Origin of the sequence: Echinicola arenosa (genome assembly GCF_014841125.1) — a bacterium.
GTDB lineage: Bacteria > Bacteroidota > Bacteroidia > Cytophagales > Cyclobacteriaceae > Echinicola > Echinicola arenosa.
The window spans coordinates 401,006-414,435 of record NZ_JACYTQ010000002.1 but is presented as its reverse complement, the minus strand read 5'-3'; the positions used below and the strand labels follow the sequence as shown (position 1 = coordinate 414,435).

Annotated in this window: 9 protein-coding genes; all 9 read left to right on the top strand. The window is 38.7% G+C overall.

What is annotated here, in order from left to right; translation table 11 throughout:
* Positions 1-22: 22 nt before the first annotated feature.
* Positions 23-1,039: a LacI family DNA-binding transcriptional regulator gene (locus IFO69_RS06555; protein ID WP_192009271.1), complete on the top strand. Its 1,017-nt coding sequence runs from the start codon at positions 23-25 to the stop codon at positions 1,037-1,039.
* A gap of 130 nt (positions 1,040-1,169) precedes the next feature.
* Positions 1,170-2,249 carry an aldose epimerase family protein gene (locus tag IFO69_RS06550; RefSeq protein WP_192009270.1) on the top strand — a complete coding sequence of 360 codons (1,080 nt, stop codon included), beginning with the start codon at positions 1,170-1,172 and terminating at the stop codon, positions 2,247-2,249.
* Positions 2,250-2,266: 17 nt separating this feature from the next.
* Entirely contained in the window at positions 2,267-3,421 is a 1,155-nt protein-coding gene (locus tag IFO69_RS06545) for a galactokinase (RefSeq protein WP_192009269.1), read from the top strand.
* A 110-nt stretch (positions 3,422-3,531) separates the two neighbouring features.
* Positions 3,532-4,581, top strand: a complete 1,050-nt coding sequence (locus IFO69_RS06540) for a UDP-glucose--hexose-1-phosphate uridylyltransferase (protein WP_192009268.1) — start codon at positions 3,532-3,534, stop codon at positions 4,579-4,581.
* Between the two features lie 409 nt (positions 4,582-4,990).
* Positions 4,991-5,590 carry an RNA polymerase sigma factor gene (locus tag IFO69_RS06535; protein WP_192009267.1) on the top strand — a complete coding sequence of 200 codons (600 nt, stop codon included), beginning with the start codon at positions 4,991-4,993 and terminating at the stop codon, positions 5,588-5,590.
* Positions 5,591-5,804: 214 nt separating this feature from the next.
* A complete protein-coding gene (locus IFO69_RS06530; RefSeq protein WP_192009266.1) occupies positions 5,805-6,863 on the top strand; it encodes a FecR family protein in 1,059 nt (352 codons plus the stop codon).
* Between the two features lie 97 nt (positions 6,864-6,960).
* Positions 6,961-10,356, top strand: a complete 3,396-nt coding sequence (locus tag IFO69_RS06525) for a SusC/RagA family TonB-linked outer membrane protein (protein ID WP_225444033.1) — start codon at positions 6,961-6,963, stop codon at positions 10,354-10,356.
* Between the two features lie 11 nt (positions 10,357-10,367).
* On the top strand, positions 10,368-11,915 hold the full coding sequence (locus tag IFO69_RS06520) for a RagB/SusD family nutrient uptake outer membrane protein (protein WP_225444032.1): 1,548 nt from the start codon (positions 10,368-10,370) through the stop codon (positions 11,913-11,915).
* A gap of 15 nt (positions 11,916-11,930) precedes the next feature.
* Positions 11,931-13,427, top strand: coding sequence for an aryl-sulfate sulfotransferase (locus IFO69_RS06515; protein ID WP_192009265.1), 1,497 nt, complete (start codon positions 11,931-11,933; stop codon positions 13,425-13,427).
* Positions 13,428-13,430 lie beyond the last annotated feature (3 nt).

Sequence of the window (13,430 nt, the reverse complement as noted above, 5' to 3'; positions counted from 1 at the left end):
TTTTTGAGCAACAAAGAAAAAAATGAAAAAGGGACAAGTAACCATCAGGGACATTGCGCTAAAGCTTAAAATCAGTATTTCTACGGTTTCAAGAGCATTGAGGGATTCTCCCGAAATCAAGCTGGAGACCAGAAAGAAGGTTTTGGCCATGGCTGAAAAGCTGAATTACACCCCTAACGTTGTGGCCCAAAGCCTCCGGGTCAACAAAACCAAAACTTTGGGGATTGTTGTTCCTCAGTTGGCTTCCCATTTTTTTGCTTCCAATATCAGTGGTATTCAAGATACGGCTTATAGCAGGGGCTATAATGTGATGATTTGCCAGTCAAATGAAAGTTTTGATCAAGAGAAATCAGATATTCGCACCCTGATCTCTAGCCGTGTTGATGGTTTGCTGATTTCATTGTCTCGGGAGACTTCCTCCTATGAGCATTTGGATAACCTGATCGAAAGAGAAATCCCTTTTGTACTTTTTGATCGGATTCATGAGGGGCTGCCTGTTTCCACAGTGACTGTGGACGATAGTTTGGGTGCTTATAAAGTCACAAAACATTTGATTGGGCAAGGCTGTAGGCGAATAGCTTTTATGTCCGGTCCGGAAGAAATGTATATCAGTAAGAAGCGGATGGCCGGCTATGAAAAAGCACTGGATGAATATGGAATGAAGGTCCAGAATGATTTAGTGAAACATAGTGATTTGACGGAAAATTGCACTCAAATCCTAACTCAGGAGCTATTGGATCTGGAAGAGATGCCAGATGCTATTTTTGCAATTAATGACCCTGTAGCCATTGATGTGATGAAATTTTTAAAATCAAGAGGTTTAAAGATACCTGCTGATGTTGCCTTGGTGGGCTTTACCAATATGCCGATCTCGGATGCTTTGGAGCCTTCCCTTACCACGGTGGATCAGCCAGCATATGAAATGGGAAAATTGGCTGCAAACAATCTTTTGGACCAATTGATGAACCCAGAGGATTTTGAGCCTCAGGCCATTGTTTTGGATACAGAACTAATTGTAAGGAAATCATCACAAAAATGAATTATTAATGGAAACGTTTTCGGGAACGTTTTTTTCAAAAATAAGTCTTCATTGCCCCGAATTACATTTTTTAATCTATTAATTTGGCATTTCTAAAAATCAAAATTGTCAATTAATAAACCTGACTTCTTTGTCGACCGAAAAGCCAAACCACACCAAAATACAAGTCGAGCAATCTGTTTTCGGCAAAACAATAAATGGAACGGATGTCCATTTATTTACCCTGAGCAATAATTATGGTACTAAAGTTTGTGTAACCAATTATGGGGCCACAATGACCCATCTTTTTGTCCCTGACAGGCAAGGAGAAAGTACAGATGTCGTGTTGGGCTTTGATACTTTTGAAGAGTATATCAGCGAAAACTATTTGAAGGCCAATGCTTTCATGGGATGTACAGTTGGCAGGGTTTGCAATAGGATCAACAGAGGGAAAATTGAGTTGGATGGAAAGGATTATCAACTGGCCATTACGAATGGGGACCACCATCTTCATGGGGGCAAGATAGGTTTTGACAAGAAGATTTGGGAAGCGGAAATTGTTGAACGTGGAGTGAAGTTTACTTATCTCAGTCCAGATGGTGAGGAAAATTATCCAGGAAACCTGAGAGTGTGTGTTACCTTTAGCCTGGAAGGTGAAAGTGAACTTAAAATTTCCTATACTGCCGAGACTGATAAAGGTACCGTAATCAATCTTACCAATCATTCCTATTTTAACCTTTCGGGTGATTTTTCAAAAACCATTCTTGATCATGACATCCAGGCAAATGCGCCTTTTTATATCCCTGTAGTAGCAGGAAGTATTCCTACTGGCGAAATACTTTCCGTTAAAGGAACACCTTTTGATTTGCTACAAAGCAAAAAAGTGAAGGAAGCCGTGTTTTCAGATCATGAGCAAACGGTCATTGCCAATGGCTTGGATCAAACCATTGTTTTTGATAAGAATAATCCAGGTGCCACACTTTATTCGTCTGAGTCAGGTATTGAAATGGAAGTTCAGAGTTCAGAGCCTGGCATACAATTGTATACTGCAAACTATTTTGATGGAAGTGTAAGTGGTAAAGGAAAAATTTATCCAAAACACGGAGGTATTGCCATGGAAACGCAGCATTTTCCAGATTCTCCTAACCAGCCTCACTTTCCATCAGTGATACTTCGGCCAGACGAGCGGTTTGAAAGCTACACTACCTTTAAATTTTCAGTAAAAAAGTAAAGCAAATATAGATTACCATGAATCCTACTATCATTCAGTCAAAGTTCAAAGAACTTTTTGACAAAGAGCCTATTGTCGTTAAATCTCCCGGACGTATAAATCTTATCGGAGAACATACAGATTACAATGAAGGATTTGTACTTCCTGCAGCCATTGACAAAGAAATTGTCATTGCTGTCCAGGCCAATGATTTAGAGGAATGCCGTCTTTTCTCCTTTGATTTTCAAGAATCCTTGACATTTAATATTAATGACTTTGAACGCATGGAAGGCGGCTGGGGAAATTATGTCATGGGTGTGGTAGCACAACTTCAGAAAGCAGGCTATGAGCTGAAAGGTTTTGATCTTGTTTTTGGTGGCGATGTTCCTGTAGGTGCAGGGTTGTCATCTTCCGCGGCAGTGGAAAATGGTGTCTGCTTGGCTCTTTCAGCACTTTTTGATTTGGGGCTTGAAAAACTCAATATGCTTAAGTTTGCCCAAAAAGCAGAGCATGAATTTGCAGGAGTACAATGCGGCATCATGGATCAGTTTGCTTCTATGATGGGGAAGGACAACCATGCCATTCGCTTGGATTGCAGGTCTTTGGACTTTAGCTATTTTCCAATAGAATTGGGTGATTACCAAATTGTGCTTTGTGATACACAGGTCAAGCATTCTTTAGCCGATACAGCTTACAATGATCGAAGAAGGGAGTGTCAAGAAGGGGTTGAGGCGGTACAGAAATACCATCCTGCTGTTCAAAGTCTACGAGATGTTACTCTTGAAATGCTTGATGAAGCTAAAGGGGATGTCAGTGAGGTGGTTTACACCAGAAGCAAATACGTGATTGAAGAAAATGAGCGATTGTTGAAGGGCTGTGAGCTATTGGAAAAAGGAGATATCAAAGGCTTTGGCCAGCAGATGTATGGCTCTCATGATGGTCTTTCTGAAATGTATGAAGTGAGCTGTAAGGAATTGGACTTCTTGGCTGATTTCGCTAAATCAAATGAAAGTGTCGCTGGAGCGCGGATGATGGGGGGAGGTTTTGGTGGCTGTACTATCAACTTGGTCGAAAAGTCAGGTAAGGATCAATTTGAAAAAGAAGTGGCCACCGCTTATTATGAAGCCTTTGGCAAAGCTTTGAAAATCTATGAAGTAAATATTACTGATGGAACCCGTTTGGTTACAGCCTAGGGCAGAGCATCAATGCTTGTTAAGAGACTTTAATCTCAGTTTATGACGTTTAGGTCCATGTTAAAAAAATAAGAAATACTATTAAACCTATTTATACCTAGAATTGAATTATGTCAGATTTTAACTTTGAAGACCACAGTCACAGGAGGTACAACCCATTCACTGGTGACTGGCTTCAGGTTTCTCCACATCGAGGGAAGCGACCATGGCAAGGTCAGGAAGAAAATACTGCTGAGGAGAAGAAGGTGGCCTATGATGAAGCTTGTTACCTTTGCCCCACCAATACCCGAGTGAACGGGGAGCTAAATCCAGATTATCAAGGAAGCTTTGTTTTTCAAAATGATTTTGGCGCCTTGACTGCTGATATTCCAGAAGGGGAATTGTCAGAAGGAGAGTTTTTCAAAGCCAAAAGTGAGCGGGGCATATGCAAGGTGATTTGTTTTTCTCCGCGACATGACTTGACCATTCCAGAGTTGGATGTGCAGGCAATTACCAAGGTGGTGGAGTTGTGGAAAGCGGAATACCTTGGTTTGGGCGGAAAGGATTTCATCAATTACGTTCAGATTTTTGAGAATAAGGGTTCAGTAATGGGGTGCTCCAACCCACACCCACATGGACAGATCTGGGCGCAAGAATCTGTACCTGTAGAACCAGCAAAAAAGCAGCAGAAGTTTTCTCAGTATTTTGAGAAATATGGACGAAGCATGGTGGTGGATTATGTACAAGAAGAGTTGAAGAAAAACGAACGAATCCTTTTTGAAAATGAATATTTTGTAGGCTTGGTTCCTTTCTGGGCAGTGTGGCCTTTTGAGGCCATGATAGCTCCCAAAACCCATATTGCCTCTTTGGCAGAAATGGATGAAGCACAAATGGAAGCATTGGCGGATGCTTATCGTCAGTTGACCATTATGTATGATAACGTTTTTAAGGTGTCCTTTCCTTATTCGGCTGGAATCCATCAGGCCATGACCGACGGGAAAGACCATCCAGAGTGGGACTTGCACATGGTTTTTTATCCGCCATTATTACGTTCTGCCACGGTTAAGAAGTTTATGGTAGGCTATGAGATGCTAGCTAATCCACAAAGGGACATCACCGCTGAATCAGCCGTAAAAATTCTAAAAAGCCAACCGAAGGAGCATTATAAAACTGGTAAATAAAAAGTGGAATATATTTGCGGCCCTCTCTTGACTATTTCGAGAGAGGACTTTTTTGAAGTTGATATTAGTTATACCTAGTAAATTGAATGAAACGGTGACAAGAAAAATCTTCCATATACATTAGAAACATATCAATAACTAGCACATTACTTTATTAAAACAATATATTTTTTTCGAATTCTTATCATTTTTTTATTAAAAGTTTCTTTTATTTAATGATGTTTTTTATATTCCATTTATGGTTGCCAAAACACATTTTGCTTTGTTTAGGTAAGAAGTGTTCAGCGTTACTTGTCTATCATTGCTAATAGATCAAGGTGTCCAAGAACTAAATGGATAATGGAGATTATTTTAGTGTCCATCCGCTCAGGTGCCATATCTTAAGGTTGCCTTCTTTAGAATACGAAACATGTCAGTTGAAAACACCAACTTTGATGAAAAGCTTCTGTTGATTTCTTTCAAAAAAGGAAGTGAAGTTGCTTTCAGAGCATTATATGATCATTTTTTTCCTTCATTGTACAGGTATGCCTTGAAATTTCTTAAATCAAAAGAGCTAGCAGAGGAGGCGGTACATGATGTTTTTCTTAAATTATGGAATAGCCGAGAACGTGTACAGGAAGATAGATCAATCAGCCCATTTTTATACAAAATTTGCAAAAACCATGTCCTCAACCTATTGGATAAAGCCGCAAAAAAACCAGTTCTTTTAAGAGAAATTACTGACTCTCAATTATCCAGTTTGGAAAGTGGGCCTGAAGATGTCCTAATTCAAAGGGAATTTGAAAATAGCTTTAATATCGCTGTTGCTAAACTTCCACCTGTGAGACAGAAAGTTTTCCGTTTATGCAAGTTGGAAGGGAAATCATACGAGGAAGCAGCGGATATTTTGGGGATTTCTAAAGGGACAGTAAATAGTCATATTATCAAGGCCAATAGGAGTTTGGAGAGATTAATTAAGCTAGGTGTTTCTATAATTTTAATGATATTAAGTCTATTTTTTAGTGTCTAGTAAAGGTGAGTTTTCTTTTGAATTGGCACAGTGGATGTTGTTGTTTTAATATATTATTTTGTAAATATACTTTGTAATAAAAAAACATTTTCCATATATCTTTTTTGACTAAGCAGTTAATCGGATATCGATAAAGATTTAAAAAAAAATATTTTGTAAAGGAGTATATGGACTTTGTCTATTTTCTGTAATAATATATACAATCAGAATATAAATGAAGCATCAAGAGTATTACTTATTACAGAAATTTCTCCTTAATAAATGTAATCAGGATGAAGTCAATCAAGTTTTTGAAATATTACAGACCCAAAAGGGAATGGAGGCTTACAAAACCTTGGTTGCGCGTATGGATCCCGAGCAAGATCAGTTTCAACTAAGTGAGTATGAAAAAGAATCCAAAGAGCTAGTCTTTGGCCGTTTAAAGCGACAAATTATACAAAGCGAAAATAAGCTTGTTCCGAAAACAAGAAACATAGGATTTTGGGTTAGCCGTGCTGCTGTTTTGCTTTTGTTTTTAACGCTTTCATTTGCATTCTACAAGCTTCTGCCTGATAATAGGTCTACCAGTGATTTTAAAAGTAATTCTGTAGTAGCTTTAAACACTAAGAGTAACCCTTCTGGTAAGAAGAGTAAGATCCATTTACCGGATGGTTCCATTGTGTGGTTAAATTCAAGTAGCCAACTGAGCTATCCTGAATTCTTTGCGAATGAAAAGCGGGAGATATGGCTTGAGGGAGAAGCTTTTTTTGAAGTAACAAGAGATGAAGAAAGGCCTTTTATGGTGCACACAGGTAGAGTAACCACGAAGGTGCTTGGTACTTCATTTAATATAAACTCATTTGAAAATGAAGATAATATCGCCGTTTCGGTGGTTACAGGAAAAGTACAAGTAATTGCTTCAGATTCTTCTCAAAATTCTAGGGATCAGCGTGCCATTTTGATTCCTGGAGAAATGGCGTCGTTTCATAAAGAAGAAGAAACGATTAAGGTGGGGAAAGTTGATGCTTCTCAGATAGCCATGTGGAAAGATAAAACATTACTTTTTGATAAGGATCCTTTTTCAAAAGTTCTATTTGAACTCGAAAGATGGTATGGTGTAGAGATAGAAAATCAATCTCCCCAAACTAACCGCTGCATAATTCAAGGTAAATACCACAATGAAAGTTTGGATAATGTATTGATTTCCTTGCAGTATGCTTTGGGTTTTGAATACGAGATTGATAGTCGATCCAAAAAAATTGTAATCAAAGGAGGGAATTGTCAAAATATGTAAAGTGCCTATGAAAAATAAATAAGGACTGTTAAACCGGGTCGAATCAGTGTTAACAGTCCTGTTAGTCGAATTGTTACATTCAAACCACTACAAAAATATGAAAAACTATTTATTTAAATTATTTAGGATGACTGTAAACTCATTCTTAATACTCTTTATCACAAGTCTTTTTTCCGGAATTCTTCTGGCTAAAACGTCAGATGCTCAAAGTATTGATAAAATAAGGATTTCATTGGAGTTGGAAAATGAAGACTTAAGTCATGTATTCAAGGAAATTGAACAAAAGAGTGGACTTAGTTTTACCTATCATTTCAACAAATCACTGTTTAATGATAACCCTTCAAGGATCAGTCTTGTTTCGAAAAATGAGACGCTTTCCAAGATACTGTACAAAATAGCAGAGCAAAGCGGGCTTTCATTTAAGCAGGTCAATGAAAATATTTCAGTCCAAATCAGGGATGCAAGTCTATTTTCCAAGTCCGCTGTCCCTGAAGCGTTTATTGAAAACGTAAAAATTACAGGAAGCGTACTGGATGAAAGAGGAAATTCAATACCAGGGGCCACCATATTGGTGAAAGGGAGAACTATAGGTACCGCCACGGATATCGATGGGAAATTTTCACTGGATGTGCCTGAGAATGCAACTTTGGTGGTTTCTTTTGTGGGTTATGTTACTAAGGAAATATTGGTAGGCAATCAAGAGGTTTTCAATATTGTCTTACAAGAAGACGCGGCTCAGTTGGATGAAGTGGTGGTCGTTGGATATGGTTCGCAGAAAAAAAGTGACCTGACAGGAGCAATCTCATCCTTGAATGCTGATGATTTGACTTCTGGAGGTACTGTGAGTAATGTGGCTCAGGCTATTCAAGGTAGAGCTTCAGGGGTAGTCGTTACTCAAAATTCTAAGGCTCCTGGAGGAAGCATGTCAATTAGAATTAGGGGGGCAAACTCCGTAAGTAGTTCCAATGAACCCTTATATGTTGTGGATGGGTTTCCAACTGATAATGGAATTAATATCAATCCTGAAGATATTGCCTCAATGGAAATATTAAAGGATGCTTCTGCTACGGCAATTTATGGTTCAAGGGGTGCGAACGGAGTTGTTTTGATCACCACCAAAAGAGGAAAGGAGGGGCAAGGTAATATAGCAGTCAATGCCTATACCAGTACCCAGAATATAATAGTGCCATTTGATATGTTGAATGGTCAAGATTATATGTATTTGGCGAATGATCTATATAAAGAAATAGATGGTCAAGAGAATATTAACAACGGTGCCTATACTCCCTCTCAGTTGGCCTCTGATGTCAGTACCGATTGGATCGAGGCAACTACAAGAAGAAGTTTAGTTCAAAATTACAGTTTGCAAATAACTGGAGGAAGCGAAAAAACCAAGGTACTTACGAGTATTGGGTACTTTGATCAAGAAGGAGTCTTGAAGAATACCAATTTTTCAAGATTATCAGGTCGAGTCAATGTGGATCACGAAATAAATGACTTTATCAAATCTGGTGCGACCATCATGGCTCAGCGGGAAAATTCCAATTATCAGGTTTATGATGGTAACATTTTGAATTCAAACGTGCTTTATAGCATTTTGACTTATGACCCCACTGTGCCAGTCTATAATCAGGATGGCTCCTTTGCACGCCCACCAGGAGGACGAGGAGATAACCCATTGGCCAACCTTACAGCCCGACAAAATGATGTACAAAAAAGTAAATTGAACGGTTCCATGTTTTTGGAGTTAAACTTGGCAAAAGGGCTTAAGGCTAGAATGGATGCAGGTACAGAAATAAGAGAAGACCGCTTGGGAGGATATCTTTCCAAAGATTCTTATCAAGGAGGAATTAACGATGGGGTTGCTAACCTCTCCAATTATTCATTGACCCATAATTTGTTTGATATATTTGTTACCTACGAAAAATTGATCAAAGAGCGCCATGCACTTCAAGTAATGGGAGGCTACTCTTACGAGAAATACATCAATGAAAGCAATGGAATTAATGTTTATGGGTTCTCGACAGATCTTTATGGATATAACAATGTAGGTGCTGCCTCGACCATAACTGGAGTCAGTTCAAGCAAGACTGAAAATATATTAATATCCTTCTTTGGCAGAGCCAACTATTCCTTGGACGATAAGTACCTCTTTACCTTTACCGTTAGGTCTGATGGTTCATCTAGGTTTGGTGAGGATAATAAATGGGGTATATTTCCTTCGGGCTCTTTTGCTTGGAGAGTTATCGATGAAAGTTTCATGGAAAACCAATCCCTATTTTCTGATTTAAAATTCAGAGCAGGTTATGGCCGTACTGGTAATGAGCGAATAGGGAATTATGCATCTTATGGTTTGGTATCAACAGCTAGATACACTTTTGATGGGGTAAACAATACCGCAGGTACCTTTCTAAATAGCTCTTCTCCAGAGAATAGTAAATTGAAGTGGGAAACTACAGATCAATTCAATGCTGGGCTTGACTTTAGTTTGTTGGATAATCGCTTGAAATTTAACATAGATGGATATTATAAGCGAACTGACAATTTGCTGATAAGAGTTAATCTTCCGAAGTATTCTGGATATGCATCTGGACTTAGCAATGTAGGGGCCACTGAGAATAAGGGTTTAGAGTTTAATATGGAATATCAAGTTCCCACTAATAATCAGTTCTCTTGGAAGACGGGTTTAAATTTTGCCATAAACAAAAATAAAGTACTTAGCCTTGGAGATCAAAGCGAGATTTTGTTGACCTCTTCAAAGCCAATAGGAAATGTCTCTGAAGAAAGCTACGCTATCATTCAAGAAGGAAAACCTCTTGGTTCACTCTATGGGTACAAATACGTAGGTGTGCTTCAAGAAGGAGAAACATATGCTCCACAGCCTAATTCAAAAGCCGGTGATCCAATGTTTGAAGATCTCAATGGTGATGGTCTGATTACTTCTGCAGACCGAGGAATAATAGGCTCGGCATATCCTAAATTCACATTTGGTTTCAATAATAGTTTCATGTACAAGAATTTTGATTTATCACTATTCTTTTACGGAAAAGTCGGTAATGACTTGTTGAACATGACAAGAATGAACTTGGAGTGGAACAGGACAGCTGAATCACTTAATCGATGGACTCCAGAAAATACAGATACTGATATTCCTAGAAACGGCTTTTTCTATTCCCAATATGGAGGTTATATCAATGATCACTTCATAGAGGATGCCTCATTTTTGCGCTTGAGAAATGTAACATTAGGTTATAATATACCTCTTCAGTCAAATGCAGTTCAATCCATCAGAGTTTATGCCATGGGTGAGAATCTCTTCACTATCAGTGGGTATTCAGGTTGGGATCCGGAGGTGGATACCAAAGGTTATGAGAATGACAATTTGGTCAAATATGGTGGAAATGCACAGTCGGCCAATGCCGGTGCAGGACTGGATTTCAATTCCTATCCAAGCATGAGGACATTTACCATTGGAATTAGTGCTAAATTTTAAAAAGGAATATCATGAATTTTAAGAAATATATCAATTTCACTTATACGGGTATAGTTGCTTCTTTGATTGTGTCTTGCACCAATTTGGAACCCGAACTATATAGTGACCTCACCACAAAAAATGCTTACAGCACTGAAAGTGATGTAGAAGCAGCATTGACAGGTACATATGCGAAGTTAAAACCTTATCCAGGAGACGCTTATTTATACTATGCAGGTTATTTGGTTATGATTACTGATTATGCGGCAGATATGGGATTTTCCACTGCCGCAGGAGACCCTACCAAAATGAGTAATTTCACTTATGATGACAACAATCGATATTTTCGGTTAAACTGGAACAATATGTATGAGGTCATCAGTAATGCCAATATTTTGCTCTCTAAAATTGATGATGTGGAGATGGAGGAGTCAAAAAGGAATGAGATTAAAGCTCAAGCGCGGTTTTTGAGGGCTCTTTCCTATCGTGATTTGACCGATTCTTGGGGACCAGTACCTTTGATCACCACAGCGGAGAATCCCACAGAAACCGTTAATTACCCTTTGTCATCAGTTGAGGAAGTTGATCAACTGATCATTGAGGATTGTAAGTTTGCCATAGAACACCTTCCTGAAGAGTGGGCAGCCGAGTACGGTATTGGAAGAGCAAGTAAAGGAGCTGCCCTTACACTTTTAGGTAAGGTATATATGAGAGCTCATGATTATACCAATGCCAAAATCTACATTGATCAAGTTTTGGAACTTCGGGATGAGGGATATTATGCGCTAAATCCTGATTTCAAGAATGAGTGGTCTGACAATAATAAGATTGATATGGGGTTGATTTTTGGGATTTTTCATGAATCTGCTCAAAATGGAGGAGAAATCACCAATCACTTTGGCCCAAGTGATCATAAAGAAGTACAGAATAGGTGGCAATACTATGCGGTATCTCTTCCTTTTTGGAGAAAGTACTCCGATTCGGATCCAAGAAAAGACTTCTTTTATTTTGACTATGAGGGACTTGCTGCAAGGGATGGCACCACTTCAAATGGCTTCTTTTATAAAATGCCAGATGTAGGAGAAAATACCCCTCCTAATGATACTACTAGGTTGCTACAAAATGTTTCAACCAAAAAGTATTCTTATGAAATGGTTTCCAATTCCTATTTGGATGGAAGGACGATTCAGGTTTTCAGAATGGCAGATATAATATTATGCAAGGCAGAGATTGAAAATGCACTTTCTGGTCCTGCTGCTGCCTTACCTTATCTCAATGAAATAAGAACACGTGCAGGAGCTCCAGCTTATGGCAGTAGTCCGGAGTTTGTTGCTCCTTCTTCTAAAGAAGAAATGATTGATGCTTTGGTTGATGAACGCGGGTTTGAGTTAGTTTTTGAATACCATCGAAGGGCAGACCTCATTCGACTGGGAAGGTTTGAAGAAGTATGTAATGACTACCTCAGTCAAAGAGGAATGGAGCCCATCGTAACTTCAAACATGCGTTATTTCCCTTACCCTTTGGTGGAGACAATGATTCATAACGAAATGGCTGCAGAAAATGCCTCAAGATTGCCATAAGAAGTTGATAAATTAATGAAAAAGACAGGATTAGCTATTGTCATTACTTGCCTTGGCTTGTTGACGTGTTTTGGGTTTGTATACTACTCAAATCATAATATCAGGATTACGAAAGTTGAACTGGTCTCTCCAGAAAATTCTGCACTTAAAGAGGATTTATCAATATCATTAAGTGAAGCATCCCCACTGAAAGTGGAATATTGGAAAAAAGGAGATGATGTGAAGTATACCACTCCGATTAGTGAAGTAAAGGTGGACCATTTGGTCCACCTTCTCCTTCTGGAGCCTGGTACTACCTATGAATATAGGATTGTCATAGATGGATGGATTGATCAATCCACTGATGTATTGTCTTTTCAGACAAGAGAGGCCTCTTCGTGGATGATCCATGAATGGATCAAGGAAGATAAGCCTCATGACAAAACAGCAATGGGCGATGGCTTAGTGATGTTATGCTATAGGGGGTACCCTGGATATATCTCGATGGTGGATGGAGAAGGGACAATACGATGGTATTGGCAAGATAAGAACCTTGGTGTACGCTTGGCTACCATTACTCCGAGAAATACCATATTAGCTTTGCTTGCTCCTGCTCGAAAAGATGAATTCAAGAAACCTGAAAAAGGAGATAATAAAGGAGTGGCGAGTTACTATTTGCGAACTGGTAAGATAGGCTTTGTGGGAGGGACAGAGATAGCAGAGATCGATTTAGAAGGGAATGTTCTCTGGAGAACCAATTTGGAAGAAAAAGGTATTGTCTTTCACCATGATCTTCGAATGACTGATGATCATAAAATCATGAGTATCTATAGAGATTATAAGCTTTACGATCTACCAGATACTCCAACCAAAATTGATACTTTGTGGGGAGATGGTGTAATGATTATGGATACTTTGGGAAATGTTTTGGACAAATGGTCAGCGTGGAATGTATGGGATATTTCCAAGGATATAAAAATCAAAGAATATGCAGGAGATCGTTTTCATTTTAATTCTGTGAATTTGGACACTGATGGGAATTATTTACTTTCCACACCAATCGAAAACCAAGTTTGGAAGGTAGACTCCAAAAGCGGTGAAATAATCTGGAAGTTAGGAAAGGGAGGAGATTTTGAGATGGATTCAAGCTCTTATTTTTATTTTCAGCATTCCGTATACATTAACAGAAATGGTGATTTGATGCTCTTTGATAATGGTGATTTTTCACCAAATGATACCAGTAAAGTCAACAAAGTTTCCAGAAGCTTGGCCTTTAAATTAGACACTGAACAAATGAAGGCCGAAGTACAAATAGATAACATACTTCCAAAAGAGTATTATACATCCAGAATGGGAAGTGCCTTTTTGATGCCTAATGACTATATCCTCCAAACCATTTCGAAAACTGGAAAAGTGGCCATAAGTAACCAGAATGGAGAAGTACTTTGGACACTTAATTCACATTTTATTCCATACAGGGCAGAATATATTCCTGCGACTTTATGGAGTGATTACTTCAAAATTGATCAATAAATC